The sequence below is a fragment of the Pseudomonas sp. S49 genome, from assembly GCF_009866785.1.
GTDB lineage: Bacteria > Pseudomonadota > Gammaproteobacteria > Pseudomonadales > Pseudomonadaceae > Aquipseudomonas.
Genome location: NZ_CP019432.1, coordinates 1064730 through 1090803 on the forward strand (window position 1 = coordinate 1064730; position 26074 = coordinate 1090803).

Annotated in this window: 24 protein-coding genes; 16 read left to right on the plus strand and 8 right to left on the minus strand. The window is 60.4% G+C overall.

Translation table 11 applies throughout. From position 1 onward, the window contains the following. Window positions 1-8: 8 nt before the first annotated feature. Both garD and PspS49_RS04505 read left to right on the plus strand, forming a co-directional pair. Window positions 9-1562: a galactarate dehydratase gene (gene garD / locus PspS49_RS04500; RefSeq protein WP_077571106.1), complete on the plus strand. Its 1554-nt coding sequence runs from the start codon at window positions 9-11 to the stop codon at window positions 1560-1562. 270 nt (window positions 1563-1832) lie between these two features. Further along, entirely contained in the window at window positions 1833-2774 is a 942-nt protein-coding gene (locus PspS49_RS04505; protein ID WP_127925823.1) for an AEC family transporter, read from the plus strand. A 119-nt stretch (window positions 2775-2893) separates the two neighbouring features. On the opposite strand, the gene PspS49_RS04510 is transcribed toward PspS49_RS04505, so the two are convergent. From PspS49_RS04510 to gatC, 6 genes are all read right to left on the minus strand, one after another. Next, window positions 2894-3274 (minus strand): carboxymuconolactone decarboxylase family protein, encoded by a 381-nt coding sequence (locus tag PspS49_RS04510; RefSeq protein WP_016984177.1) that lies wholly within the window; start codon window positions 3272-3274, stop codon window positions 2894-2896. Continuing rightward, window positions 3271-4332: a calcium/sodium antiporter gene (locus PspS49_RS04515; protein WP_127925825.1), complete on the minus strand. Its 1062-nt coding sequence runs from the start codon at window positions 4330-4332 to the stop codon at window positions 3271-3273. Before PspS49_RS04515 ends, PspS49_RS04510 begins: the two co-directional genes overlap by 4 nt. A 46-nt stretch (window positions 4333-4378) precedes the next feature. Beyond that, window positions 4379-4753, minus strand: coding sequence for a septal ring lytic transglycosylase RlpA family protein (locus tag PspS49_RS04520; protein ID WP_007915349.1), 375 nt, complete (start codon window positions 4751-4753; stop codon window positions 4379-4381). Between the two features lie 145 nt (window positions 4754-4898). Beyond that, a complete protein-coding gene (gene gatB / locus PspS49_RS04525) occupies window positions 4899-6344 on the minus strand; it encodes an Asp-tRNA(Asn)/Glu-tRNA(Gln) amidotransferase subunit GatB (protein WP_007915352.1) in 1446 nt (481 codons plus the stop codon). 10 nt (window positions 6345-6354) lie between these two features. Continuing rightward, window positions 6355-7806, minus strand: coding sequence for an Asp-tRNA(Asn)/Glu-tRNA(Gln) amidotransferase subunit GatA (gene gatA / locus PspS49_RS04530; protein ID WP_160038291.1), 1452 nt, complete (start codon window positions 7804-7806; stop codon window positions 6355-6357). Window positions 7807-7822: 16 nt separating this feature from the next. Then, complete coding sequence (gene gatC, locus PspS49_RS04535) at window positions 7823-8110, minus strand: Asp-tRNA(Asn)/Glu-tRNA(Gln) amidotransferase subunit GatC (protein ID WP_007901429.1); 288 nt, start codon at window positions 8108-8110, stop codon at window positions 7823-7825. Between the two features lie 211 nt (window positions 8111-8321). Here gatC and mreB point away from each other — a divergent pair, with 211 nt between their 5' ends. The 8 genes from mreB (at window position 8322) to tldD (ending at window position 19600) form a co-directional block, all read left to right on the plus strand. Continuing rightward, window positions 8322-9359: a rod shape-determining protein MreB gene (gene mreB / locus PspS49_RS04540; protein ID WP_002555108.1), complete on the plus strand. Its 1038-nt coding sequence runs from the start codon at window positions 8322-8324 to the stop codon at window positions 9357-9359. Window positions 9360-9500: 141 nt separating this feature from the next. After that, complete coding sequence (gene mreC / locus PspS49_RS04545; protein WP_150749567.1) at window positions 9501-10634, plus strand: rod shape-determining protein MreC; 1134 nt, start codon at window positions 9501-9503, stop codon at window positions 10632-10634. Further along, window positions 10634-11125: a rod shape-determining protein MreD gene (gene mreD / locus PspS49_RS04550; RefSeq protein ID WP_064387931.1), complete on the plus strand. Its 492-nt coding sequence runs from the start codon at window positions 10634-10636 to the stop codon at window positions 11123-11125. Before mreC ends, mreD begins: the two co-directional genes overlap by 1 nt. A 37-nt stretch (window positions 11126-11162) precedes the next feature. Further along, window positions 11163-11759 carry a Maf family protein gene (locus PspS49_RS04555; protein ID WP_160038293.1) on the plus strand — a complete coding sequence of 199 codons (597 nt, stop codon included), beginning with the start codon at window positions 11163-11165 and terminating at the stop codon, window positions 11757-11759. A 58-nt stretch (window positions 11760-11817) separates the two neighbouring features. Then, window positions 11818-13275: a ribonuclease G gene (gene rng, locus PspS49_RS04560; protein ID WP_034154470.1), complete on the plus strand. Its 1458-nt coding sequence runs from the start codon at window positions 11818-11820 to the stop codon at window positions 13273-13275. Between the two features lie 75 nt (window positions 13276-13350). Continuing rightward, complete coding sequence (locus PspS49_RS04565; protein WP_160038295.1) at window positions 13351-17157, plus strand: YhdP family protein; 3807 nt, start codon at window positions 13351-13353, stop codon at window positions 17155-17157. A gap of 135 nt (window positions 17158-17292) precedes the next feature. Beyond that, on the plus strand, window positions 17293-18153 hold the full coding sequence (locus PspS49_RS04570) for a carbon-nitrogen hydrolase family protein (protein ID WP_160038297.1): 861 nt from the start codon (window positions 17293-17295) through the stop codon (window positions 18151-18153). Window positions 18154-18157: 4 nt separating this feature from the next. Next, window positions 18158-19600 carry a metalloprotease TldD gene (gene tldD / locus PspS49_RS04575; protein WP_034154473.1) on the plus strand — a complete coding sequence of 481 codons (1443 nt, stop codon included), beginning with the start codon at window positions 18158-18160 and terminating at the stop codon, window positions 19598-19600. A gap of 90 nt (window positions 19601-19690) precedes the next feature. On the opposite strand, the gene yjgA is transcribed toward tldD, so the two are convergent. Then, the gene (gene yjgA / locus PspS49_RS04580; protein ID WP_007915377.1) at window positions 19691-20215 is read right to left on the minus strand and encodes a ribosome biogenesis factor YjgA; all 525 of its coding nucleotides are present in this window, start codon (window positions 20213-20215) and stop codon (window positions 19691-19693) included. A gap of 102 nt (window positions 20216-20317) precedes the next feature. On the opposite strand from yjgA, the gene pmbA reads away from it, so the two are divergent. The 6 genes from pmbA (at window position 20318) to PspS49_RS04610 (ending at window position 25691) form a co-directional block, all read left to right on the plus strand. Then, window positions 20318-21670, plus strand: a complete 1353-nt coding sequence (gene pmbA / locus PspS49_RS04585) for a metalloprotease PmbA (RefSeq protein WP_174245042.1) — start codon at window positions 20318-20320, stop codon at window positions 21668-21670. Window positions 21671-21921: 251 nt separating this feature from the next. Continuing rightward, a complete protein-coding gene (locus PspS49_RS04590) occupies window positions 21922-22329 on the plus strand; it encodes a hypothetical protein (RefSeq protein ID WP_008085087.1) in 408 nt (135 codons plus the stop codon). Next, window positions 22310-23686, plus strand: a complete 1377-nt coding sequence (locus PspS49_RS04595; RefSeq protein ID WP_160038299.1) for a class II fumarate hydratase — start codon at window positions 22310-22312, stop codon at window positions 23684-23686. The genes PspS49_RS04590 and PspS49_RS04595 overlap by 20 nt, the downstream gene beginning before the upstream one ends. Before the next feature lie 27 nt (window positions 23687-23713). After that, on the plus strand, window positions 23714-24154 hold the full coding sequence (locus PspS49_RS04600; RefSeq protein WP_160038301.1) for a hypothetical protein: 441 nt from the start codon (window positions 23714-23716) through the stop codon (window positions 24152-24154). A 1-nt stretch (window position 24155) separates the two neighbouring features. Further along, entirely contained in the window at window positions 24156-24767 is a 612-nt protein-coding gene (locus PspS49_RS04605; RefSeq protein ID WP_122597935.1) for a superoxide dismutase, read from the plus strand. Window positions 24768-24797: 30 nt separating this feature from the next. Then, window positions 24798-25691 carry a ZIP family metal transporter gene (locus PspS49_RS04610; protein ID WP_160038303.1) on the plus strand — a complete coding sequence of 298 codons (894 nt, stop codon included), beginning with the start codon at window positions 24798-24800 and terminating at the stop codon, window positions 25689-25691. 93 nt (window positions 25692-25784) lie between these two features. Here PspS49_RS04610 and PspS49_RS04615 read toward each other — a convergent pair whose 3' ends face one another. After that, on the minus strand, window positions 25785-26060 hold the full coding sequence (locus PspS49_RS04615) for an HPr family phosphocarrier protein (RefSeq protein ID WP_160038305.1): 276 nt from the start codon (window positions 26058-26060) through the stop codon (window positions 25785-25787). Window positions 26061-26074: the final 14 nt, after the last annotated feature.

Below are 26074 nucleotides of genomic sequence, written 5' to 3' on the forward strand. Positions count from 1 at the left end.
GCGGCGTCATGCAGTTGATTGAACATTCCGACTCGCCGCGCCACATCCGCCTGCACGAGCGGGACAATGTGGTGGTCGTGGTCAACGACCAGGGCGCACCGGCCGGCACTGAATTTGCCGATGGCCTGGTGACGCTGGAATTCGTGCCGCAGAGCCACAAGGTCACCCTCGAAGACATTCCCGAGGGCGGCCAGGTGATTCGCTACGGTCAGGTGATTGGCTACGCGTTGCAGCCGATTCGCCGAGGCAGTTGGGTCAAGGAAGATCAACTGCGCATGCCGACCGCGCCGCCGCTGGACAGCTTGCCGCTGTCCACCGAGGTGCCGGACGCGCAGGCACCGCTGGAAGGCTTCACGTTCGAGGGTTATCGCAACGCCGACGGTACCGTCGGCACGCGCAATATTCTCGGTATCACTACGACCGTGCAGTGCGTCACCGGCGTGCTTGATCACGCGGTAAAACGCATCAAGGAAGAGCTGCTGCCGAAGTATCCGCACGTCGATGATGTGGTGGCGCTGACTCATAGCTATGGCTGCGGCGTGGCGATTACCGCCACCGACGCCTACATCCCGATTCGTACCGTGCGCAATCTGGCGCGCAACCCGAACCTCGGTGGCGAGGCGTTGGTGATCAGTCTGGGCTGCGAGAAATTGCAGGCCGGGCAGGTCATGCACGAGGACGATGCGTCGGTGGATCTCAGCGATCCGTGGCTGTATCGCTTGCAGGATTCCAGTCACGGTTTCACCGAGATGATCGAGCAGATCATGGAACTGGCCGAGGTTCGCCTGAAGAAACTCGACCAGCGCCGCCGCGAAACCGTGCCGGCGTCCGAGTTGATCCTCGGCATGCAGTGCGGCGGCAGTGATGCCTTCTCCGGGATTACCGCCAACCCGGCGCTGGGTTATGCCTCGGACTTGTTGTTGCGCGCGGGGGCGACGGTGATGTTTTCCGAAGTCACCGAAGTGCGCGATGCGATTTACCTGCTGACATCTCGCGCCGAAAGCAAAACCGTTGCCGAGGAACTGGTGCGTGAGATGGACTGGTACGACCGTTACCTGGCCAAGGGTGAAGCGGATCGCAGCGCCAACACCACGCCGGGCAACAAGAAGGGCGGGTTGTCGAACATTGTCGAGAAGTCGCTGGGTTCGATCGTCAAATCCGGCAGCAGCGCGATCAATGGCGTGCTCGGCCCGGGCGAGCGGTTCAAACAGAAGGGTTTGATTTTCTGTGCGACCCCGGCGAGCGATTTTGTCTGCGGGACGTTGCAGTTGGCGGCGGGGATGAACCTGCATGTGTTCACCACCGGGCGTGGCACGCCGTATGGTTTGGCGATGGCGCCGGTGGTGAAGGTTTCGACGCGTACGGAGCTGGCGCAGCGCTGGCCGGATCTGATCGACATCGATGCCGGGCGGATCGCAACTGGGCGGGCGACCATTGAGGAGTTGGGTTGGGAGTTGTTTCACTATTACCTGGATGTTGCCAGCGGCAAGCAGCAGACGTGGGCGGAGAAGCACAAACTGCATAACGACATTACGTTGTTCAATCCGGCGCCGATTACTTGACGGTTTGGGGGGGGTCAAGAGCTACCCTCACCCCAGCCCTCTCCCAGGGGGAGAGGGGGCCGACCGAGATGTCTGGCGCTATACATCGACCTGAAATACCGAGTTGATTATGGATTCGACAAGCAGTTATGGATTCAGCGAAGTCATTTCAGGTCGATGGATTTCTGCAATATCCCCCGATCGGTTCCCTCTCCCTCCGGGAGAGGGCTAGGGTGAGGGGCTTTTGCTTTATCATTGGCTCCTAACGACGCTCACCCAAGGCTCCCCGGCATGCTGGCAATTTTCCTCGAAACCCTGAACATCACCGCGCCGGTGTTTGCCATGCTGTTTCTCGGTGTGCTCCTCAAGCGCATCGACTGGATCAACGACAACTTCATCCACACGGCCTCGTCGCTGGTGTTCAACGTCACCATGCCGGCGCTGCTGTTCCTCGGCATTCTGCATGCCGACTTGCACGCTGCGTTGCAACCGTCCCTGCTGATCTACTTTTCCCTCGCCACGCTGGTGAGTTTTGCCGTGGCCTGGGGCTGGGCGATTTTCCGTTGTCCGCGTGAAGATCGTGGCATCTATACCCAGGGCGCGTTTCGCGGCAATAACGGTGTGATCGGTCTGGCGCTGGCAGCGAGCATGTACGGCGATTACGGGATTTCCCTCGGGGCAATTCTCGCGGCGCTGGTGATCCTGTTCTACAACACGCTGTCGACCATCGTGCTGGCGGTGTACAGCCCGGTGATCAAGTCCGATCCGTGGAGCATCTGCAAAAGCGTGTTCAGCAATCCGCTGATCATCAGCGTGATTGCGGCGGCGCCGTTTGCCTATTTCAAGATCGGTTTGCCGGGATGGCTGGAAACCTCCGGGCAGTATCTGGCGCAGACCACCTTGCCATTGGCGCTGATCTGCATTGGCGGAACGTTGTCGCTGGCGGCGTTGCGCAAGAGCGGTAGCATGGCGCTGAGTTCCAGCCTGGTGAAGATGATCGGTCTGCCGGTGCTGGCGACGTTGGGGGCGTGGTTGTGGGGCTTTCGTGGCGCGGAGTTGGGGATACTGTTTCTGTACTTCGGCAGCCCGACGGCGGCGGCGAGTTTTGTCATGGCGCGAGCAGCGCAGGGCAATCATGAACTGGCGGCGGCGATTATTGTGATGACCACGTTGATGGCGGCGATTACCACCAATGTCGGGATCTTTGTTTTGCAGTGGGGTGGGTGGATCTGATTTTGAGTGTTGTGGTGTTGTTCAGGGCCTCTTCGCGAGCAGGCTCGCTCCCACATGTGAAATGCATTCCAAAATGTGGGAGCGAGCCTGCTCGCGAAAGCTATTTCAGCAGCACTGAATCACTCAGGTTTCTGATAGGTATCGATCACTTCCTGCGCCGCGCGAAACGCATCAATCGCCGCCGGCACGCCGGCATACACCGCGCAATGCAGCAGCGCCTCACGAATCTCGTCCACGGTGCAGCCATTGTTCAGCGCACCGCGTACGTGGCCTTTCAATTCCTGCGGGCACTTCAGTGCCGTCAGCGCGGCGAGGGTGATCAGGCTGCGGGTTTTCAGCGGCAAACCTTCGCGGTTCCACACGCCACCCCAGGCATGTTCATTGACGAAATCCTGCAACGGCTGGGTGAACTCGGTGGCGTTGCCCAGCGCGCGATCAACAAACGCATCGCCCATTACCTGGCGGCGGACTTCAACCCCGGACTTCTTCGATTCGGTCATGGTTTTTCACTCTTGTGGTGTTGGCGGCGCCAGGCGCGGATCGACGTGAACAGCAGAAACGTCAACAGCGTCGGCAGGACATAAAACAGCATCAGCCGTTCGAGCTTGCCCGCCAGCGGCATGCCGGTGGTGAACGACACCACGTGCAGCCCATAGGCCAGATACAAACCGAGCAGCAACAAACCTTCTGCACGCGTCACGCGGTAGCCGGAATAGAACACCGGCAGGCACAGCGCGGCGACACCGAGCATCACCGGCAAGTCGAAATCCAGCGCATTCGGCGATACCGACAGCGGTGTCGGTGCAATCAGTGCGGTGAGGCCGAGCACCCCGAGCAGATTGAACAGGTTGGCGCCGATCACGTTGCCCACGGCGATGTCGCGTTGACCGCGCAATGCGGCGATCAGCGAGGTTGCCAGTTCTGGCAGCGAGGTGCCGACGGCGACCACGGTCAGGCCGATCACCCGCTCGGAGAAGCCCAGATCCGTCGCCACCACCACGGCGGCTCCGAGCAGCAAGTGCCCGGCGAACACCAGCAGGACGAGGCCGACGATGATCATGAAGACGCTGGCAACCCATGAGGTCTGTACCACTTCGGCTTGTGCAGAATGCGGTCGCGTCGAGTGCCGTGACTGGCGCAACAGTAAACCGAGGTACAACGCCAGTGCGCCCAGCAGCAAGATGCCGTCCAAGCGGCCGAGCTCTTCATTCCATGCCAGGACGAACACCAGCAGGCTGGCGCCGATCATCAGCGGAATATCGAGCCGCACCAGTTGTCGCGAAACGCGCAGAGGAATGATCAGCGCGGAAAGGCCGAGGGTGACGAGGATATTGAAGATGCTGCTGCCGACCACGCTGCCAACGGCGATGTCCGGGTTGTGCGCCAGCGCCGCTTGCAGACTGACGGCCATTTGCGGCGCGCTGCTGCCGAGGGCGACGATGGTCAGGCCGATGATCAGCGGCCGTACATGCAGACGCGCTGCCAGACGCACTGCCGCACGCACCATCAATTCGGCGCCGAAGATCAGCAGGCACAGGCCGGCGAGCAGTTCGATCACGCTGATCAGGGGTAAATCGGCTAATCCGAAAATGGTCAGCGCTCCATCAGTCGTCGAGGGCCTGCACGCGAACCCGCGCGGTGCCGCTGCGCAGCATGCCGAGTTGTTCGGCGGCCTCGCGGGACACGTCGATCAGGCGTCCACGGGTGTGCGGGCCGCGGTCATTGATGCGGACCACGACGGATTCATCGTTTTTCAGGTTGGTGACCTTCACCCGTGTGCCGAAGGGTAGCTGGCGGTGGGCGGCGGTCAGGGAATTCTGGTTGAACGGTTCGCCACTGGCGGTGCGTTTACCGTGGTGCTTGGCACCGTAATAAGAGGCGACACCGGTCTGGTCGTAACCGTGCGGGTCGATGGTGTCGGTGCTGGCGCAACCGGCCAGCAAGGAGAGCAGGGCGCAGGCGCCGAGCAGACGTTTCATTCGAATACTCCAAAGTGATCGTTCCCACGCTCCAGCGTGGGAATGCATCCCGTGACGCTCTGCGTCACACCGCAATGGACGCGGAGCGTCCGGGGCGGCATTCCAACGCAGAGCGTGGGAACGATCCCCGGGCGCGGGGCTAGAATCAGCCTTCGAGCTTGCTTTTCAGCAGTTCGTTCACTTGCTGCGGGTTGGCTTTGCCTTTCGACGCTTTCATCGCCTGGCCGACGAAGAAGCCGAACATCTTGCCGCGTTTGGCTTCATCAGCCGCACGGTACTGTTCAACCTGCTCGGCGTTAGCTGCGAGCATTTCGTCCAGCACCGCCGAAATCGCGCCGCTGTCGGTCACTTGCTTCAGGCCGCGTTTTTCGATGATCTCGTCCGCGCTGCCTTCGCCGTTGGCCATCGCTTCGAACACCACTTTGGCGATCTTGCCGGAGATGGTGTTGTCCTTGATGCGCTGCAGCATGCCGCCCAACAGTTCAGCCGAAACCGGCGACTCGTCGATGTCCAGGCCTTGTTTGTTAAGCAGGCTGCCCAACTCGACCATTACCCAGTTCGCCGCCAGTTTGGCGTCGCCGCCGATGGCTGCGACTTTCTCGAAGTAGTCCGCTTGCTCACGGCTGGTGGCCAGCACGTTGGCGTCGTACGCCGACAGACCGAACTGGCTCTGGAAGCGCTCGCGTTTCTGCGGTGGCAGTTCCGGCAGGGTGGCACGCACCTCGCCGAGGAACGACTCTTCGATGACCACCGGCAGCAGGTCCGGATCGGGGAAGTAACGGTAGTCGTTGGCTTCTTCTTTCGAACGCATCGGACGGGTTTCGTCCTTGTTCGGATCGTACAGACGAGTCTGCTGAATCACTTTGCCGCCGTCTTCGATCAGCTCGATCTGACGCTGGATTTCGGAGTTGATCGCCTTCTCGATAAAGCGGAACGAGTTGACGTTCTTGATCTCGCAACGCGTGCCGAACTCAACCTGGCCTTTCGGACGGATCGACACGTTGCAGTCGCAACGCAACGAACCTTCGGCCATGTTGCCGTCGCAGATGCCCAGATAACGCACCAGCGCGTGGATCGCCTTGACGTAAGCCACGGCTTCCTTGGCGCTGCGCATGTCCGGCTCGGAAACGATTTCCAGCAGCGGCGTGCCGGCACGGTTCAGGTCGATGCCGGTGGCACCGTTGAATTCTTCGTGCAGGCTCTTGCCGGCGTCTTCTTCCAGGTGCGCGCGGGTAATGCCGACACGTTTGACGGTGCCGTCTTCCAGCGCGATGTCCAGGTGGCCCTTGCCGACGATCGGCAATTCCATCTGGCTGATCTGATAGCCCTTCGGCAGGTCCGGGTAGAAGTAGTTCTTGCGGGCGAACACGTTGTGCTGACCGATCTCGGCGTCAATCGCCAGACCGAACATCACTGCCATGCGCACCGCTTCCTGGTTCAGCACCGGCAATACGCCCGGCATGCCCAGGTCGATCAGGCTGGCCTGGGTGTTCGGCTCGGAACCGAATGTGGTGGAACTACCGGAAAAGATTTTCGACCGGGTAGTGAGCTGAGTGTGAATCTCCAGCCCGATCACGACTTCCCATTGCATGTGTGTCTCCTCAGAAGCCGGTTGGGGTGCGGGTGTGCCAGTCAGTGTTCAACTGATACTGGTGCGCAACATTGAGCAAACGGCCTTCCTGGAAATACGGCGCGAGCAGTTGCACGCCAACCGGCAGACCGTCGACAAAACCGGCCGGCATCGACAGGCCTGGCAGGCCTGCGAGGTTGGCGGTGATGGTGTAGACGTCTTCCAGATAGGCAGCGACCGGGTCGCTGTTCTTCGCGCCGAGCTTCCAGGCCGGGTTCGGCGTGGTTGGGCCGAGGATGATGTCGACTTCATTAAAGGCAGCCATGAAGTCGTTCTTCACCAGACGACGGATCTTCTGCGCTTTCAGGTAGTAGGCGTCGTAGTAACCGGCGGACAGCGCGTAGGCGCCGACCATGATCCGGCGCTGGACTTCCGGGCCGAAGCCTTCGCCACGGGAGCGCTTGTACAGGTCGATCAGGTCTTTCGGTTGCTCGCAACGGTGGCCGAAACGCACGCCGTCGAAACGCGACAGGTTGGAAGAAGCCTCTGCTGGCGCGATCACGTAGTACGCAGGGATCGCGTGCTGCATGTTCGGCAGGCTGATTTCCTTGATCACGGCACCAAGCTTCTGCAGCTCTTTGATGCTGTTCTGGATCAGCTCGGCGATGCGCGGGTCGAGACCGGCGCTGAAGTATTCCTTCGGCACGCCGATGCGCAGGCCTTGCAGCGAATCGCCCAGGCTTGCGGAGTAATCCGGAACCGGCTCGTCGATGCTGGTCGAGTCGTTCTGATCGAAGCCAGCCATACCTTGCAACAAAATTGCGCAGTCTTCGGCAGTACGCGCCAGAGGGCCGCCCTGATCGAGACTGGAGGCGTAAGCGATCATGCCCCAGCGCGAAACGCGACCGTAGGTCGGTTTCAGGCCAGTGAGGTTGGTGAACGCTGCCGGCTGACGAATCGAACCACCGGTGTCAGTGGCCGTGGCTGCTGGCAACAGACGCGCGGCAACTGCCGCCGCCGAACCACCGGACGAACCGCCCGGTACGTGTTCCAGGTTCCACGGGTTTTTCACCGCGCCGTACCAGCTCGACTCGTTGGCCGAGCCCATGGCGAATTCGTCCATGTTGGTCTTGCCCAGGGTCACGGCACCGGCAGCGGCCAGTTTCGCGACCACGGTGGCGTCGTACGGGGCTTTGAAGTTGTCGAGCATCTTCGAGCCGCAGCTGGTGCGAATGCCCTGGGTGCAGAACAGGTCTTTGTGGGCGATCGGCGCGCCGAGCAGGGGGCCGCTCTCACCGTTGGCGCGGCGGGCATCGGCGGCTTTCGCCTGCTCGAGGGCCAGCTCTTCGGTGAGGCTGATGAAACTGTTGAGCTGTGGATCGAGCTGGGTAATACGCGCCAGCAGGACTTTGGTCAGCTCTTCGGAGGAAAACTTTTTATCGGCGAGACCGCGGGCGATCTCGGCCAGAGTCATTTGATGCATTGCAGGCTCATTCCCTTTAGTCGATGACTTTCGGAACCAGATACAGGCCGTTTTCGACCGCTGGTGCGATGGACTGGTAGGCCTCGCGGTGATTGGTCTCGGTCACAACGTCGGCGCGCAGGCGCTGACTGGCTTCCAGCGGGTGGGCCAGAGGCTCGATTCCGTCGGTATTAACAGCCTGCATTTCGTCGACCAGACCGAGAATGCTGTTGAGGGCGGAAGTAATGTGTGGAAGATCGGCATCATTGAGACCAAGGCAGGCCAGATGAGCGATTTTTTCCACGTCGGAGCGTTCTAGCGCCATCGGGATTCTCCAGTGGAAAACAGAACGGACGGCGTCCGTGTGTTAGATTGTCGGAACACTACCGCACTTCTACGGTCATAAGGCCGCGATTGTGGGGCTTGGTGCACAGAAAAGCGGCCAATTTAACATATTGGCGCCTTGCCCAAAATCCCTGTCGTTGTTAGAGTTTGCCGCACTTTTTTACCCACGCGTTGCCTAGGGTCCCTTTCCCATGTTCAAGAAACTGCGTGGCATGTTTTCCAGCGATCTTTCCATTGACCTGGGCACTGCCAACACCCTTATTTACGTGCGCGAGCGCGGTATCGTCCTGAATGAGCCATCGGTTGTGGCCATTCGGACACACGGTAACCAGAAAAGTGTCGTTGCTGTCGGCACCGAGGCCAAGCGCATGCTCGGCCGTACGCCGGGCAACATTGCTGCCATTCGTCCGATGAAGGACGGCGTGATCGCCGACTTCAGCGTCTGCGAAAAGATGCTGCAATACTTTATTAACAAGGTTCACGAAAACAGCTTTCTGCAGCCTAGCCCTCGTGTGCTGATCTGCGTTCCATGCAAATCCACCCAGGTTGAGCGTCGTGCCATCCGTGAATCGGCCCTTGGCGCCGGTGCTCGTGAAGTGTTCCTGATCGAAGAGCCAATGGCTGCTGCGATCGGTGCCGGCCTGCCGGTCGAAGAAGCGCGCGGTTCGATGGTCGTGGATATCGGTGGTGGTACTACCGAAATCGCGCTGATCTCCCTGAACGGTGTGGTCTATGCCGAATCCGTCCGCGTTGGCGGCGACCGCTTCGACGAAGCGATCATCACCTACGTGCGCCGTAACTACGGCAGCCTGATCGGTGAATCCACCGCTGAACGCATCAAGCAGGAAATCGGCACGGCCTACCCGGGCGGCGAAGTTCGCGAAGTCGACGTTCGCGGTCGCAACCTGGCCGAAGGCGTTCCACGCGCATTCACCCTGAACTCCAACGAAGTGCTGGAAGCTCTGCAAGAGTCTCTGGCGACCATCGTTCAGGCCGTGAAAAGCGCCTTGGAGCAATCGCCGCCGGAACTGGCTTCCGACATCGCCGAGCGTGGCCTGGTGCTGACCGGTGGTGGCGCGCTGCTGCGTGACCTCGACAAGTTGCTGGCCCAGGAAACCGGTCTGCCAGTGATCGTTGCCGAAGATCCGCTGACCTGTGTTGCTCGCGGCGGTGGCCGTGCATTGGAAATGATGGATAAGCACACCATGGACCTGCTCTCGAGCGAATAAGTCGCCGAGTGCAATACGTGGGTGAACGCGCAGGCAGCACTTTGCAGTGCTGCCTGTTGGCGTTTATCTTCTGTCAGTCTTCATCCAGGCCGGTTTGATGCCGTATGAATAAACAGAACATTTGCCTGGGAGGAGCGGCTTATTAAACCGCTTTTCGCCAAAGGCCCTTCGTTGGGTGTGCGCCTGTTGGTGCTGGCCGTGCTGTCGGTCGCACTGATGGTGGTCGATGCCCGCTTCGACCTGCTCAAGCCTGCGCGCAAACAAGCGTCGCTGGTGTTGATGGACGCCTACTGGATTACCGATCTGCCGGGACGCCTGTGGGAAGGGATTGCCAGTCAGTTCGGCAGTCGCACCGAACTGGTCGCCGAAAACGAAAAACTCAAGACCGAAAATCTGCTGTATCAGGGTCGCATGCAAAAGCTTGCCGCCCTTACCGAGCAGAACGTTCGGCTGCGCGAGTTGCTCAATTCCTCTGCGCTGGTCAACGAAAAGGTCGAAGTGGCCGAGCTGATCGGCATGGACCCCAATCCCTTCACCCATCGCATCATCATCAATAAAGGTGAGCGCGATGGCGTGGTGCTGGGTCAACCGGTGCTCGATGCACGCGGCTTGATGGGCCAGGTGGTCGAGTTGATGCCTTACACTTCCCGTGTATTGCTGTTGACCGATACCACCCACAGCATTCCAGTACAGGTTAACCGTAACGGTCTGCGCGCGATTGCCAGCGGCACCGGCAACCCCGAGCGCCTGGAATTGCGTCACGTCGCCGACACGGCCGATATCAAGGAAGGCGATCTGCTGGTCAGTTCCGGTCTCGGCCAGCGCTTCCCGGCCGGTTATCCGGTCGCCACGGTGAAGGAAGTCATCCACGATTCCGGCCAGCCGTTCGCGATCGTCCGCGCCGTGCCGACTGCCGCACTCAATCGCAGTCGCTACCTGCTGCTGGTGTTCAGCGACAATCGTACCGCCGAAGAGCGCGCCAACGATGCCGCGCAAGCCCAGGAGAATCTTGACGCCTTTGGCGGTGGCCCGATTATTCCGGCCACTGTGCCGAAGACCGTGACCTCACCTGCTGTGGCGCCGGCCAATGCCACGCCTGCAGCACCTGCGGCCAATGCGGCTCCCACCCAACCCGCTGCAAGCAAACCGCCAGCGGCTGCCAAACCACCGGCAGCGACTCCGGCGGCAAGCAAACCTCCAGCTGCCCAGCCCGCTGCACGACCTGCGGCCAAACCGCCTGTCAGCGCACCGGCGACAACCGGGAGACAAGAATAATGGTCGGGGCTACCGCATCGCGAAACGGCTGGATTGTCTGGCTGACGTTTCTCGTTGGCCTGCTGCTCAGCGTGTCACCGTTGCCGATTTTCATGGAGATCCTGCGCCCGTTATGGCTGGCCTTGCTCCTGACATTCTGGGCGTTGTATATGCCGCACACGGTCGGCATGGTCACGGCGTTCTGTCTGGGGCTGGCCGAAGACGTCCTGCAAGGCGACTTGTTCGGGCAGAACGCGCTGATCCTGACCTTGATCACCTTCCTGGTGCTGTCGTTGCAACAACGCCTGCGAATGTTCCCGATGTGGCAGCAATGCCTGGTCATCCTGGTGATCTTCGGTCTCGCGCAACTGGTGCAATTGTGGCTCAGCGCCTTGACCGGCAACCGTCAGCCAACGCTGGCACTGGTGTTACCGGCGCTGGTCAGTGCCTTGCTCTGGCCTTGGGTCAGCTTTGCCCTTCGCGGACTACGCCGACGCTACAAAATCAATTGAGCCGGTGAAGCTGGGCACTGAACAGGGAGATGTTTTGATGAAGCCGCTTTACCTCGCCTCCGGATCGCCGCGTCGCCGTGAATTGCTCGCGCAGATCGGCGTTCCGTTTTCCGCCATCAGTGCGGATATCGACGAAACCCCAATACCCGAAGAATCGCCGTCGGCCTATGTCGAGCGTCTGGCACGCGGCAAGGCCGAGGCCGGGCGCCGTACCGTCGTGTCTGCTCAGTCATTCTGCGTGCTGGGTGCCGATACCGCCGTGGTGCTGGACGGCAAAATTCTTGGCAAACCGGTGGACGAAGCCGATGCATGCGCCATGCTGATGATGTTGTCCGGCAAGGAGCATGAAGTGCTGACCGCCATCGCCGTGCTCGAAGGCGATCATTGCGAGTCACGGGTGGTGCGCAGTCTGGTGCGGTTCCGGCCGATCAGCGAGGATGAAGCCGCCGCCTATTGGGCCTGCGGCGAACCGCAGGACAAGGCCGGCGGTTATGGCATTCAGGGCCTCGGCGCGGTGTTTGTCGCGGGGCTCAGTGGTAGTTATTCGGCGGTGGTCGGGCTGCCAGTTTGCGAAACCGCAGAACTGTTGGGCCATTTCGGCATACCCTGTTGGCAAAACCTGAACGCGCAATAAGCGTCGTACGAATCCAGATGCGGCCATTATCGTGAACATGCCTGAACGAGATCCTGCCATGAGTGAAGAGATTCTGATCAACATCACGCCGATGGAGTCGCGCGTGGCGGTGGTCGAAAACGGTGTGCTGCAAGAAGTCCATGTTGAGCGCACGCAAAAGCGCGGGATCGTCGGCAACATCTATAAAGGCAAGATCGTCCGCGTGCTGCCGGGTATGCAGGCGGCCTTCGTCGACATCGGCCTGGATCGCGCGGCATTCATTCACGCCGCCGAAATCTCCCTGCGCGAAGGCCCGGCGGTGGAAAGCATCAGTGCGCTGGTGCACGAAGGCCAAAGCCTTGTCGTGCAAGTCACCAAGGATCCGATCGGTTCCAAAGGCGCGCGTCTGACCACGCAACTGTCGATCCCGTCGCGCTATCTGGTGTACATGCCGCGTACTGCCCACGTCGGCATTTCCCTGAAAATCGAAGACGAAGCCGAACGCGAACGCCTCAAGCAAGTGGTCAGCGATTGCGTGGCCAAGGAAGGGATCAAGGAGGCGGGCGGTTTCATTTTGCGCACTGCCGCCGAAGGCGCTGGCGCCGATGAAATTCTCATGGACATCCGTTATCTGCGTCGCTTGTGGGACCAGATCAACGAACAGATCAAGACCATTTCCGCGCCGAGCGTGATCTACGAAGACCTTGGTCTGGCGCTGCGTACCCTGCGTGATCTGGTCAACCCGAAGATCGAGAAGATTCGCATCGACTCCCGGGAAACGTTCCAGAAAACCACGCAGTTCGTCGCCGAACTGATGCCGGAAATCGCTGATCGTCTGGAACACTACCCGGGTGAGCGGCCGATTTTCGACCTGTACGGTGTCGAAGACGAAATCCAGAAAGCCCTTGAACGCAAAGTGCCGCTGAAATCCGGTGGTTATCTGGTGGTCGATCCGGCGGAAGCCATGACCACCATCGATGTGAACACCGGAGCTTTCGTCGGCCATCGCAACCTCGAAGAAACCATCTTCAAGACCAATCTCGAAGCGGCTACCGCGATTGCCAGGCAGATGCGCCTGCGCAATCTGGGCGGGATCATCATCATCGACTTCATCGACATGGAAGATGAAGAGCACCAGCGCCAGGTGCTGCGCACTCTGGAAAAACAGCTGGAGCGCGATCACGCCAAGACCAACATCATCGGCATCACCGAGTTGGGCCTGGTGCAGATGACCCGCAAACGCACCCGCGAAAGTCTCGAACAAGTGCTGTGCGAACCGTGCAGCAGTTGCCAGGGGCGCGGCAAACTGAAAACTGCGGAAACCATCTGTTACGAGATCTTCCGCGAGATTCTCCGTGAAGCCCGCGCCTATCAGGCCGAGGGCTACCGAGTGTTGGCGAACCAGAAAGTGGTCGACCGGTTGCTCGACGAAGAATCCGGTAACGTTGCCGAACTTGAAGGCTTCATCGGCCGCACCATACGCTTCCAGGTGGAAACCATGTATTCCCAGGAACAATATGACGTGGTGCTGCTCTGAACCCCTGCGTCACAACTTTTTCACCGCGGCTGGCCTCAGCTTTTCGCAGTATTTTTGCCATGGGAGCCAACTGACATGGAGCGTCTGACACGCATTTTGGCCGCAATCACCCGCTGGGGGCTGGGCCTGTGCGCGTTGGTTTTGGTATTGATGGCGTTGTACGTCAGTCTCGGCCGCGAACTGACGCCGTTGGTGGCCGAATATCGCGCCGACATCGAAGACAAGGCCAGTGCCGCCCTCGGCATGCCGTTGCAGATCGGCGAGCTGGAGGGCAACTGGAGCGGTTTTGCGCCGATCCTGCTGGCTCACGATGTGATGGTCGGCTCAGGCGCCAATGCGCTGCGTCTGGATCGGGTGCGGGCGGTGCCGGATCTGTGGGCCAGCCTGTTGGCGCGCGAAGTGCGCATTGCCCACCTCGAACTCAACGGTCTGAAAATCAGCCTTAAAGAGGCAGAAGACGGCAGTTGGGCGCTGGAAGGTCTGCCGATACAGAACGATCAGCCGCTCGATCCGCAACAGTTGTTCAATCGCTCGCAAATGATTCAGCAACTGTCGGTGCTCGACAGTCAGGTGACCTTGCAACCGCTGGATCACGCGCCGCTGACCCTCACCTATGTCGGCCTCAATCTGAAAACCGGCGCCAGCCGTCAACGGCTCGATGCTCGTTTGACCTTGCCGGATGGTCAGCCCGTCGCGCTGAGCCTGCGCACGCGAATTCGCCCCGAGCAATTGAAGGACAGTGTGGTAGACGGTTACGCCAGCCTGCCGCAAAGCGACTGGTCGAAGTGGCTGCCAGAACGCCTTACCCAACAATGGAATTTTTCCGAGATCAAGGCCGGTGGTGAACTCTGGGTCAACTGGGCCAAGGGCACGCTGCAGAGTGCCGCGTTACGCTTGAATGCTCCGCAACTGACCGGCGCCTATGCCGATCGCAAGCCGATCCAGATCAATAATCTGGCGCTTAACGCCTACTACGAAAACAGTGATGAGGGTGCGACCGTTACCCTCGATTCACTGGCGATGAGTTTCGGCGAGAACCGTTGGGAGTCGCATGTACAGCTGAAGCAGACGCGCGCGACCGACAAGGTGGACGAGCTCTGGCACTTGCAGGCGGATCGTCTCGATCTGACCCCGATCACTCCACTGCTGAATGCGTTGGGGCCGTTGCCGCAAGGTTTCGCCACGGCCGTTGATCATTTGAAAGTCACCGGTGGTCTGCGCAACGTGCTGCTGGATTTTCGCCCCAATGCCACCGATGGCAACAAATTCAGTTTCGCCACCAATCTGGACAATGTTGGTTTCGACGCCTATCACGGCGCTCCGGCAGCACGAAACGTCAGTGGCAGCCTCAGTGGCAACCTTGACGGTGGCGAGTTGCGCATGGACAGCAAGGATTTTGTCCTGCACCTCGATCCGATTTTCGCCAAGCCATGGCAGTACATTCAGGCTAACGCCCGGCTGACCTGGAAGCTCGATAAAGACGGCTTCACCCTGATCGCGCCGTACCTGAAGGTGCTCGGCGAGGAGGGCAAGATTGCCGGTGATTTCCTGATTCGTCTGCATTTCGACCATAGCCAGGAAGACTACATGGACCTGCGGGTCGGTCTGGTCGAGGGCGACGGTCGCTACACCGCCAAATACCTGCCCGAAGTCCTGAGCCCGGCGCTTGACGAGTGGCTGCGCACGGCCATCCTCAAAGGTGCTGTCGATCAGGGCTTCTTCCAGTATCAGGGCTCGCTGAACAAGAACGCCGGGGAGGCCGACCGCAGCATCAGCCTGTTCTTCAAGGTGCACGATGCCGAACTGGCGTTCCAGCCGGGCTGGCCGCACGTGAGCAAGGTCAGTGGTGACGTGTTCATCGAAGACAGTGGCGTACGGATCTGGGCCAATAAGGGGCAGTTGCTCGACACCCAGGTCAGCGATGTATTCGTCAACATTCCCCACGTACCGGCCGGGCAACACACGCACATGTATCTCGATGGCGCGTTTGCCGGTGGCCTCGGTGATGGCCTGAAAATCCTTCAGGACGCACCGATCGGTACCGGTGAGACCTTTGCCGGTTGGGAAGGCGCGGGCGATCTGCAAGGCAAGCTCAAGCTCGATATCCCGTTGGACAAGGGCGGTGACCAGCCGAAAATCCTCGTCGACTTCAAAACCGCCAATGCGCGGCTGAAACTGGCTGAGCCGAAACTGGAGCTGACTCAGCTCAAAGGCGATTTCCGCTTTGACAGCGGCAAAGGCCTCAGCGGGCAGAACATCGCCGCGCGCGCATTCGACAAACCGGTGACTGCGCAGATCTTCGCCGATGGCAGCCCTGGCAAACTCAGGACTCGGGTGGCGGCATCCGGGCAGGTCGAAGTGAAGAAACTCACCGACTGGCTGGGTGTGAGCCAACCGTTGCCGGTATCCGGGACCATTCCCTATCAGTTGCAGCTCAATCTCGACGGTGCCGACAGCCAGTTGATGGTCAGTTCCAGCATGAGAGGTGTGGCGGTGGACTTGCCCGCGCCGTTCGGTATGGCGGCGGATGTCGGTCGCGACACGGTGTTCCGCATGACCTTGCAGGGGCAGGAGCGGCGTTACTGGGTCAATTACGACCAACTGGCCAATTTCACCTTTGCGGCACCGCCGAGCAATTTTGGCGAGGGCCGTGGCGAGTTGTTCCTCGGGGCCGGCGAAGCGGTGCTGCCGGGCGCCAAAGGCTTGCGGATTCGCGGGGTGCTTTCGGAGCTGGATGTCGCGCCGTGGCAGGACCTGGTCAACAAATACGCCGGGCAAGATCCGGGCGGCAGTGCCAAGCAATTGCTCAGCAGTGCTGATTTCAAGGTCGGCAAACTCACGGCTTTCGGGACCACGCTGGATCAGGCGTCGGTGCAGGTCAATCGCAAGCCAGGCACCTGGAATCTGTCCCTCGACAGCCAGCAGGCCAAAGGCTCGGCGAGCCTGCCGGACGCCAAGGGCGTGCCGATTGCGGTCAATTTGCAGTACGTGAAACTGCCAGCACCGGACCCGACGGTTCAAGCTGACGAGAACTCGCCGGATCCGTTGGTATCGGTCGATCCGACGAAAATTCCGGCGCTGGATATCACCATCAATCAACTGTTCCTCGGCCCGGATCTGGTCGGCGGCTGGTCGCTGAAGGTGCGCCCGACCGCCAAAGGCATCGCTCTGAACAACCTCGACATGGGCCTCAAAGGCATCCTGTTGCAGGGTAATGGCGGCTGGGAAGGCACGCCGGGTGCAACCAACAGTTGGTTCAAAGGCCGGATTGGCGGCAAGAACCTTGCTGATGTCCTCAAGGGTTGGGGCTTTGCTCCAAGCGTGACCAGTGAAGAATTCCACATGGACGTCGATGGCCGCTGGCCGGGCTCGCCGGCATGGCTGGCGACCAAGCGCTTCTCTGGCACCCTCGATGCATCGTTGAACAAAGGCCAATTTGTTGAAGTGGAAGGCGGCGCGCAGGCATTGCGGGTGTTCGGTCTGCTTAACTTCAACTCCATCGGCCGGCGTTTGCGTCTGGATTTCTCTGATCTGTTCGGCAAAGGCTTGAGCTACGACCGGGTCAAAGGCCTGCTGGTGGCAAACAATGGCGTGTACGTCACCCGTGAGCCGATTCGCCTGACCGGTCCTTCAAGCAATCTGGAACTGGACGGCACTCTGGATCTGGTCGGCGACAAGGTCGACGCCAAATTGTTAGTGACCTTGCCGGTGACCAACAACCTGCCGATCGCTGCGCTGATCGTCGGCGCACCAGCAGTCGGCGGCGCGTTGTTCCTGATCGACAAGCTGATCGGTGATCGGGTGGCGCGCTTTGCCAGTGTGAAGTACACCGTCAAAGGCCCATGGAAAGAGCCGAAAATCACCTTCGACAAGCCTTTTTGAGTAGCATGACCCTATTCCCGATGTAGGAGCTGCCGCAGGCTGCGATCTTTTGATTTTGTTTTTGACGAGCCAGATCAAAAGATCGCAGCCTGCGGCAGCTCCTACACGGTTATGTGCAGATTCCGAGGAGCGGCCATGTCTTTAGCGGTGATTCAAATGGTCAGCCAGAGCGACGTGCTGGCCAATCTGGCTCAGGCCCGGCGCCTGCTCGAACAGGCTGCGGCCAGTGGCGCCAAGCTGGCGGTGCTGCCGGAAAACTTCGCTGCCATGGGCCGTCGTGACGTTGCTGACATCGGCCGCGCCGAGGCGCTCGGCGAAGGACCGATCCTGCCGTGGTTGAAACAGACCGCCCGCGACCTCAAGTTATGGATAGTGGCTGGCACCTTGCCGTTGCCGCCGGTGGATCAGCCGACGGGCAAGGCTAATGCCTGCTCGCTGCTGGTCAATGAGTATGGCGAAATCGTTGCCCGCTATGACAAGTTGCATCTGTTCGATGTCGATGTGGCGGACAATCGCGGCCGTTACCGCGAATCCGATGACTATGCTTATGGCAGTGGCGTCGTGGTTGCCGACACGCCGGTGGGCAAGCTCGGTCTGACTGTGTGTTATGACTTGCGCTTTCCCGAGTTGTACAGCGAATTGCGAGCCGCCGGTGCCGAGCTGATTACCGCACCGTCGGCCTTTACTGCGGTGACCGGCGCAGCGCATTGGGATGTGCTGATTCGCGCGCGGGCCATCGAGACCCAGTGTTATGTGCTGGCCGCAGCGCAGGGCGGAACCCATCCGGGACCGCGGGAAACCTTCGGCCATGCAGCGATCATCGACCCGTGGGGCCGCGTGCTGGCGAGTCAGGATCAAGGCGAAGCGGTGTTGTTGGCCGAACGCGATAGCGATGAACAAGCGTCCATCAGGGCGCGAATGCCGGTGACGAGTCATCGACGGTTTTTCTCGCAGGGCGCCCAGCGGCCTGCTTCAGAACACGAATTTAAGGCGTAAACCTATGAGCGAGTTGTTGTCCTCAGTCAGTGATCACCTGTTGGCGCCCGGCGGCGTGACGATCGAGAGCCTGCAAGGCGTGCTTGGCGATCTGGCCGGCCCCGGCATCGATGCTGCCGACCTGTATTTCCAGGGCCAGATCTCAGAGTCCTGGGCGCTGGAAGACGGCATCGTCAAGGAAGGCAGCTTCAACCTCGATCAGGGTGTCGGCGTGCGCGCGCAGTCCGGTGAAAAAACCGGTTTTGCCTACAGCAACGCGATCACCCTCGAAGCCCTTGGCGCAGCGGCCCGTGCCGCGCGCTCGATCTCCCGCGCCGGGCAGAACGGTACGGTGCAGGCGTTCACCACGCAGGATGTCGCGCAACTGTACGCGCCGGACAACCCGCTGGAAGTGCTGAGCCGCGCCGAGAAGGTTGAACTGCTCAAGCGTATCGATGTGGCTACCCGCGCGCTCGACCCGCGTATCCAGCAGGTCAGCGTGAGCATGGCTGGCGTCTGGGAGCGGATTCTGGTGGCGTCCACCGACGGCGGGCTGGCGGCGGATGTGCGCCCGCTGGTGCGTTTCAACGTCAGCGTCATCGTTGAGCAGAATGGTCGTCGCGAGCGCGGCGGGCACGGCGGCGGCGGGCGTACCGACTACCGTTATTTCCTCGCCGAAGACCGCGCCATGGGTTATGCCCGTGAGGCGCTGCGTCAGGCGCTGGTGAATCTGGAAGCGATTCCGGCACCGGCCGGTACGTTGCCGGTGGTGTTGGGTTCGGGCTGGTCTGGCGTGCTGTTGCACGAAGCCGTCGGCCACGGTCTGGAAGGCGACTTCAACCGCAAGGGCAGCTCGGCCTACAGCGGGCGCATGGGCGAAATGGTTGCTTCCAAGCTGTGCACGATCGTTGATGACGGCACCTTGAGCGGCCGTCGCGGTTCGCTGAGTGTCGATGACGAAGGCACGCCGACCGAGTGCACCACGCTGATCGAAAACGGCGTACTCAAGGGCTATATGCAGGACAAGCTCAACGCGCGCCTGATGGGTGTGGCTCGTACCGGTAACGGTCGTCGTGAGTCCTATGCGCATCTGCCGATGCCGCGCATGACCAACACCTACATGCTCGGCGGCGAAAGCGATCCGGCAGAAATCATCGCCTCCGTGAAGAAGGGCATTTACTGCGCCAACCTCGGCGGCGGTCAGGTCGATATCACCAGCGGCAAGTTCGTGTTCTCCACCAGCGAGGCGTACCTGATCGAAGACGGCAAGATCACTGCGCCGGTCAAAGGCGCGACGTTGATCGGCAACGGCCCCGAGGCGATGAGCCGGGTGTCGATGGTCGGTAATGATCTGGCGCTGGACAGCGGTGTGGGCACGTGCGGCAAGGATGGGCAATCGGTGCCGGTAGGCGTCGGTCAGCCGACGTTGAAAATCGATGCGATCACCGTGGGTGGCACGGGCGCATAAGAAACGTGTGTAGGAGCTGCCGCAGGCTGCGATCTTTGCTCTTAAGATCAAAAGATCGCAGCCTTCGGCAGCTCCTACAGGGGCGAGATATCAACGCAGGCCGCGTTGAGTCTCGTCCAGCTCACGGATGTACTTGAAGATCTTGCGGCTGGAAGCAGGAGGTTTGTTTTGCGCAACCTCGTGCTGAGCCTGACGGATCAGGGAACGCAGTTGCTGGCGATCGGCGTCCGGGTACTCGACGACGAATTTCTCCAGCACGGCATCGTCGCCCGCGATCAGGCGATCACGCCAGCGTTCGAGATTGTGGAAACGCTCGTTGTACTGACGAGTCGAGGCATCGAGTTGATCGAGCAGCGTGAGAATCGCGTCAGTGTCCTGATCGCGCATCAGTTTGCCGATGAACTGCAAGTGCCGTTTACGCGCGATGTTCGCGGTGTGCTTGGGCGCATCGGCCAGAGCCCGGCGCATGGCGTCGGTCAGCGGCAGTTTTGCGATCAAGTCTGGCTTGAGTGTGGTCAGGCGCTCGCCGAGGTCAACCAGAGCATGCAGCTCGCGTTTGACCTGAGATTTGCTTTTTTCTCCCGTATCGAGGGAGTCGTCGTAAGAATCAACCATGGTGGCAGTCCGCAAAGAAACGCCGCCATGATAACCAGTCGGGGGCCGCTTGTCCGGCCCGGTCGCTCGATGACCCCAGCCGAAAGCAGAATTTGAGTGGAGATGAGCATGAGTGCAGTTCAAAGCGTCGGCCCGCAGGCATTGCCGGCACTGCAGGAACAGGTCGAGCAGATCATCGCCGAAGCCAAGCGTCAGGGCGCCAGCGCCTGCGAAGTCGCGGTGTCGCTCGAGCAGGGGCTGTCGACTTCGGTGCGCCAGCGCGAGGTCGAAACGGTCGAGTTCAATCGTGATCAGGGCTTTGGCATCACGCTGTATGTAGGTCAGCGCAAAGGCTCGGCCAGTACCTCGGCGACCGGTCCGGATGCGATTCGCGAAACCGTCGCTGCGGCGCTGGCCATCGCCAAGCATACGTCGGAGGACGAGGCTTCTGGTCTGGCTGATGCAGCGTTGATGGCCAAGGAACAGCACGATTTTGACCTTTTCCACGAGTGGGACATCACCCCGGAGCAGGCTATCGAGAAGGCTTTGCTCTGTGAAGCGGCGGCGTTCGACGCCGATGCGCGGATCAAGAACGCAGACGGCACTACCCTGAGCACCCATCAGGGCTGCCGGGTTTACGGCAACAGCCACGGTTTCATTGGCGGCTACGCATCGACCCGACACAGCCTGAGTTGCGTGATGATTGCCGAGGCCGACGGCCAGATGCAGCGCGATTACTGGTACGACGTGAGCCGCCAGGGCAATCTGCTGGCGGATCCGGTGAGCATTGGTCAGCGTGCGGCGCAACGCGCAGCGAGCCGTCTGGGCGCGCGTCCGGTGCCGACTTGCGAGGTGCCGGTGCTGTTTTCCGCAGAGCTGGCGGGCGGTTTGTTCGGCAGCTTCCTCTCAGCGGTGTCCGGCGGCAGCCTGTATCGCAAATCGTCGTTCCTTGAAGGCACTTTGGGGCAGAAGCTGTTCCCGGAATGGCTGACCATTGATGAGCGTCCGCACTTGATGCGGGCGATGGGCAGTGCTTCGTATGACGGTGATGGTCTGGCAACGTATGCCAAACCGTTCGTCGAAAAAGGCGAGTTGGTGTCGTACATCCTCGGTACTTACTCCGGGCGCAAACTGGGTATGCCGAGCACCGCCAACGCTGGCGGCGTGCATAACCTGTTCGTGACCCACGGCGATGAAGACCAGGCTGCGCTGTTGAAGCGTATGGGGCGTGGCTTGCTGGTCACTGAGTTGATGGGCCATGGCTTGAACATGGTCACCGGCGATTATTCGCGCGGGGCGGCAGGCTTCTGGGTCGAAAACGGCGAAATCCAGTTTGCGGTGCAGGAAGTGACCATCGCCGGCAACATGCGTGACATGTTCAAGCAGATCGTTGCCGTGGGTAATGATCTGGAGTTGCGCAGCAACATTCGCACCGGTTCGGTGTTGATCGAGCGGATGACGGTGGCGGGCAGCTAACCCCCAGTCGTCACACCAAAAAGGCGCGCCACCTCATTGGGTGGCGCGCCTTTTTTATTGGCGCCACACAAAACCAATGTGGGAGCGAGCCTGCTCGCGAAAGCGATTTTACTGTCGACCGCCAGGGTGACTGACAGGACGCCTTCGCGAGCAGGCTCGCTCCCACCCTGAAATCTGCATCGCTCGGTACTCTTGTTTTGGTTCTCATTATCATCTAATAATAAATCTCATTAACGGATGAGCCCCGGATCATGAGTTCTGCCTTGCACGAGCAGCCGTACCTCGAAAGCTGGCGCTGGATGAGTCGCCAGATCCGTTGCGCGATGGATCCTGACGAGCCGCGCCTGATCGAACATTACCTGGCCGAAGGCCGGTATCTGTCTTGTTGCACCGCGACCTCGCCCTGGATGGTCGCCGAAACCTCTTTCCGTTTGCTGCTCGACACCGCCACCGACATCGCTTTGCCGTGGCACTGGCGCAGCCTCTGTCTCGATCAAGCCTGGCGTCCGTTGCGTGAAATGGAGCGCCTTTCTCTGTGCAAATGCCGGCTTAAACGCTGGCAGCGCTACACCTGGCAGCTCGCCACTTGCGAATTGCTTCCCTCGATTCCTCTCATTGAATTAGTCCAAGGATTTACCGATGACCAAGACACGTATTGAGCGCGACAGCATGGGCGAACTGCAGGTGCCGGTGGACGCTCTCTACGGCGCGCAAACCCAGCGCGCAGTGGATAACTTCCCGATCAGCGGCAAGCCGATGCCGACGCAATTCATCCGCGCACTGATCCTCGCCAAAGCGGCCGCCGCTCGCGCCAACGTTGAACTCAACCAGATCAGCCCCGCACAGGGCAAAGCCATCAGCGACGCCGCGCAAGGCTTGCTCGAAGGCGATTTCATGCAGCATTTCCCGGTGGATATCTTCCAGACCGGTTCCGGTACCAGTTCCAACATGAACGCCAATGAAGTGATTGCCACCCTCGCCAGCCGTCTGCTCGGCGAGCCGGTCAACGCCAACGATCACGTCAATTGCGGGCAGAGCAGCAACGACATCATTCCGACCACCATCCACGTCAGCGCCGCGCTGGCCCTCCATGAACAACTGCTGCCGGCGCTGCTGCACCTGGTGCAAGTGATCGAACAAAAGGCCGGGCAAGTGCATCATCACGTCAAAACCGGCCGCACGCATTTGATGGACGCGATGCCGGTGCGCATGAGCCAGGTACTCAATGGCTGGGCGCAGCAGCTCAAGGCCAACATCGCTCATCTGCAGGATCTGCTGCCAAGCCTGCAATCGCTGGCGCAGGGCGGCACAGCGGTCGGCACCGGGATCAACGCGCACCCTGAGTTCGCCGCGCGTTTCAGTCGTCAGCTGAGCCAGTTGACCGATGTGCAATTCACCCCCGGCAAGGATCTGTTCGCGCTGATCGGCTCGCAGGACACCGCCGTCGCCGTCTCCGGCCAACTCAAGGCCACCGCCGTGTCGCTGATGAAAATCGCCAACGACTTGCGCTGGATGAACTCCGGCCCGCTCGCCGGCCTCGGCGAAATCGAACTCGAAGCTTTGCAGCCGGGTTCGTCGATCATGCCGGGCAAGGTCAATCCGGTGATCCCCGAAGCCACCGCCATGGTCGCTGCGCAAGTGATCGGCAACGATTCGGTGATCACCATCGCCGGCCAGTCGGGCAACTTCGAACTCAACGTGATGCTGCCGATCATCGCGCAGAACCTGCTGAGCAGCATCGAACTGCTGGCCAACTCCAGCCGCCTGCTCGGCGACAAAGCCATTGCCACTTTCAAGGTCAACGAATCGCGCCTGAAGGAAGCGTTGTCGCGCAATCCGATTCTGGTCACTGCGCTCAACCCGATCATCGGTTACCAGAAAGCCGCCGAAATCGCCAAGCAGGCCTACAAGGAAGGCCGCGCGGTGATCGACGTCGCCCTGGAGCACACCGACCTGTCGCGCAGCCAACTGGAAGAGTTGCTCAATCCCGAGAAACTCACCGCCGGCGGCGTATAAACCCCGCAACCGCTTTGGAGGCTCACCATGGAGCACTGGAAACGCACGATCGAACGGGCCAATCGCTGCTTCATGCGGGGCGAACTGATCGACGCCCGTGAGGCGTACCTGCAAGCCCTGGCCCTGGCGCAAGTGTTGTTCGAACGTTGGGCAGATGCCGACGAAGCGGTGGCGGCCTGCGTCATCTCGCACCACAACCTCGCGGATTTGCACTTGCGTCTGAATCAGCCGGAGGAGAGCGCCGAATACCTCTGCGCTATTCACCAACGGCTGCTGCAAACCATGCAGGACGAACGTCAGCGCCTGGCCTTGCGTGAAGCGGCGCTGCGCCAGAGCAGCAAGACCTACGTCGAGCTGCTGAATTTCATCAGCGAACACGGCGAATACCCGCGTACCCAGCGTCTGCTGCACCCGGATACCGGCAATGCGCGCCGCGCGCCTGCCCCACATCACCATGGAGTCCATTGAAATGGCTTTTACCTTGCCTGCCTTGCCTTACGCCTACGACGCTCTTGAGCCGCATATCGATGCACAGACCATGGAGATTCACTACACCAAGCATCACCAGACTTACATCAACAACCTCAACGCCGCTGTAGAAGGCACTGAGTACGCTGAATGGCCGGTAGAAAAACTCGTCGCCAGTGTTCAGCAACTGCCGGAAAAACTCCGTGCGGCGGTGATCAATCAGGGCGGCGGTCACGCCAATCACTCGCTGTTCTGGGAAGTGATGGTGCCGAGCGGTGGCGGCAAGCCGGATGGTGCGTTGGCCAAGGCCATCGATGAGCAACTGGGTGGCCTCGACAGCTTCAAGGAAGCCTTCACCAAAGCCGCACTGACCCGATTCGGCAGCGGCTGGGCCTGGCTCAGCGTGACCCCGGAGAAAAAACTGATCGTGGAGAGCAGCGGCAACCAGGACAGCCCGTTGATGAATGGCAACACGCCGATCCTCGGTCTCGATGTCTGGGAGCACGCCTACTACTTGCGCTATCAGAACCGCCGCCCCGAATACATCAATGCGTTCTACAACGTAATCAATTGGCCTGAAGTGGCTGCGCGCTATCAGGCCGCACTGGTTTAAGTCTTCTATAAAAACAATCCAAGGCTGACTATGGGCACTGAAACACTGGCGATCGGAAGTGGGCGTATGTTTCGTTACGCAGTGGGATCGCTGTTGCTGTTGGCGGGCATGACCTTGCTGGTCGCCCACGGGCTGGAATGGCTGAATCTCGAACCGAAGCTGTCGCGGGCGTTGCAGGGCGGTGCGATCTGCGCCCTTGGCACGGCGCTTGGCGCTGTGCCGGTGCTGGTGATTCGGCGTATGCCGCAGGCGCTCAGCGATACTTTGCTGGGGTTTGGCGCCGGCGTGATGTTGGCGGCGACGGCGTTTTCGCTGATCGTGCCGGGTATCGCTGCCGCCGAAAGCCTGGGTCTGACTCCGTGGGGTGCCAGCGGCCTGATCTGCTTCGGCATCATGCTCGGCGCTTTCGGGCTGTATCTGGTCGATCGCAAAGTTTCCGGCGCCTCACCGGAAATGCTCGTCGGCACGGTCGAGCATCCGGTCATTCCGCCGCGGATCTGGTTGTTCGTGTTTGCCATCATTGCCCATAACATCCCTGAAGGTATGGCCGTCGGCGTGTCTGCCGGTGGTGGCATGCCGGATGCAGACAGCCTGGCCATGGGCATCGCTTTGCAGGATGTGCCGGAAGGTCTGGTGATTGCATTGGTCTTGGCCGGGGCAGGGATGTCGCGGGTCAAAGCATTTTTAATCGGCGCGGCGTCAGGTCTGGTCGAGCCGGTGTTTGCGCTGCTGTGTGCGTGGCTGGTGGGTCTGGCGCAGGTATTGTTGCCGTTAGGTCTGGCACTGGCGGCGGGGGCGATGTTGCTGGTGGTGACCCACGAGGTCATCCCGGAATCACGACGCCATGGTCATGACAAACTGGCCAGTTTTGGCTTGTTGATCGGGTTTTGTCTGATGATGGTGATGGATACGGCGTTGGGTTGAGCGGATCAAAAGATCGCAGCCTGCGGCAGCTCTTACAGGGAACGTATTCCAAAGTAGGAGCTGCCGCAGGCTGCGATCTTTTGACTTTGGCTGTCAGCCACCTTCATCGAAGTAGTTGTTGATCAACGCCACCAGCGCATCCAGCGCTTCCTGTTCCTGATGCCCTTCAGTTCTCAGATAGATCTTGGTGCCCTTGCCAGCCGCCAGCATCATCATCGCCATGATGCTTTTGCCATCGACCGTAGTCTCTGGCGTGCGGCCTACTCTGATCGTGCAATCCGGGTACTGCCCAGCCACCCCGACAAACTTGGCCGATGCGCGGGCATGCAGGCCCAGCTTGTTGATGATTTCGATTTCCAGAGCAGGCATCGCGGTGTGAATCC

Excerpts from the sequence above, each read along its gene's own strand:
- garD (WP_077571106.1), top strand. The coding sequence starts at position 9 with ATGCAGTTGATTGAACATTCCGACTCGCCGCGCCACATCCGCCTGCAC.
- PspS49_RS04505 (WP_127925823.1), top strand. The coding sequence starts at position 1,833 with ATGCTGGCAATTTTCCTCGAAACCCTGAACATCACCGCGCCGGTGTTT.
- PspS49_RS04510 (WP_016984177.1), bottom strand. The coding sequence starts at position 3,274 with ATGACCGAATCGAAGAAGTCCGGGGTTGAAGTCCGCCGCCAGGTAATG.
- PspS49_RS04520 (WP_007915349.1), bottom strand. The coding sequence starts at position 4,753 with ATGAAACGTCTGCTCGGCGCCTGCGCCCTGCTCTCCTTGCTGGCCGGT.
- gatB (WP_007915352.1), bottom strand. The coding sequence starts at position 6,344 with ATGCAATGGGAAGTCGTGATCGGGCTGGAGATTCACACTCAGCTCACT.
- gatA (WP_160038291.1), bottom strand. The coding sequence starts at position 7,806 with ATGCATCAAATGACTCTGGCCGAGATCGCCCGCGGTCTCGCCGATAAA.
- gatC (WP_007901429.1), bottom strand. The coding sequence starts at position 8,110 with ATGGCGCTAGAACGCTCCGACGTGGAAAAAATCGCTCATCTGGCCTGC.
- mreB (WP_002555108.1), top strand. The coding sequence starts at position 8,322 with ATGTTCAAGAAACTGCGTGGCATGTTTTCCAGCGATCTTTCCATTGAC.
- mreD (WP_064387931.1), top strand. The coding sequence starts at position 10,634 with ATGGTCGGGGCTACCGCATCGCGAAACGGCTGGATTGTCTGGCTGACG.
- PspS49_RS04555 (WP_160038293.1), top strand. The coding sequence starts at position 11,163 with ATGAAGCCGCTTTACCTCGCCTCCGGATCGCCGCGTCGCCGTGAATTG.
- rng (WP_034154470.1), top strand. The coding sequence starts at position 11,818 with ATGAGTGAAGAGATTCTGATCAACATCACGCCGATGGAGTCGCGCGTG.
- PspS49_RS04565 (WP_160038295.1), top strand. The coding sequence starts at position 13,351 with ATGGAGCGTCTGACACGCATTTTGGCCGCAATCACCCGCTGGGGGCTG.
- PspS49_RS04570 (WP_160038297.1), top strand. The coding sequence starts at position 17,293 with ATGTCTTTAGCGGTGATTCAAATGGTCAGCCAGAGCGACGTGCTGGCC.
- tldD (WP_034154473.1), top strand. The coding sequence starts at position 18,158 with ATGAGCGAGTTGTTGTCCTCAGTCAGTGATCACCTGTTGGCGCCCGGC.
- yjgA (WP_007915377.1), bottom strand. The coding sequence starts at position 20,215 with ATGGTTGATTCTTACGACGACTCCCTCGATACGGGAGAAAAAAGCAAA.
- pmbA (WP_174245042.1), top strand. The coding sequence starts at position 20,318 with ATGAGCATGAGTGCAGTTCAAAGCGTCGGCCCGCAGGCATTGCCGGCA.
- PspS49_RS04590 (WP_008085087.1), top strand. The coding sequence starts at position 21,922 with ATGAGTTCTGCCTTGCACGAGCAGCCGTACCTCGAAAGCTGGCGCTGG.
- PspS49_RS04595 (WP_160038299.1), top strand. The coding sequence starts at position 22,310 with ATGACCAAGACACGTATTGAGCGCGACAGCATGGGCGAACTGCAGGTG.
- PspS49_RS04600 (WP_160038301.1), top strand. The coding sequence starts at position 23,714 with ATGGAGCACTGGAAACGCACGATCGAACGGGCCAATCGCTGCTTCATG.
- PspS49_RS04605 (WP_122597935.1), top strand. The coding sequence starts at position 24,156 with ATGGCTTTTACCTTGCCTGCCTTGCCTTACGCCTACGACGCTCTTGAG.
- PspS49_RS04610 (WP_160038303.1), top strand. The coding sequence starts at position 24,798 with ATGGGCACTGAAACACTGGCGATCGGAAGTGGGCGTATGTTTCGTTAC.
- PspS49_RS04615 (WP_160038305.1), bottom strand. The coding sequence starts at position 26,060 with ATGCCTGCTCTGGAAATCGAAATCATCAACAAGCTGGGCCTGCATGCC.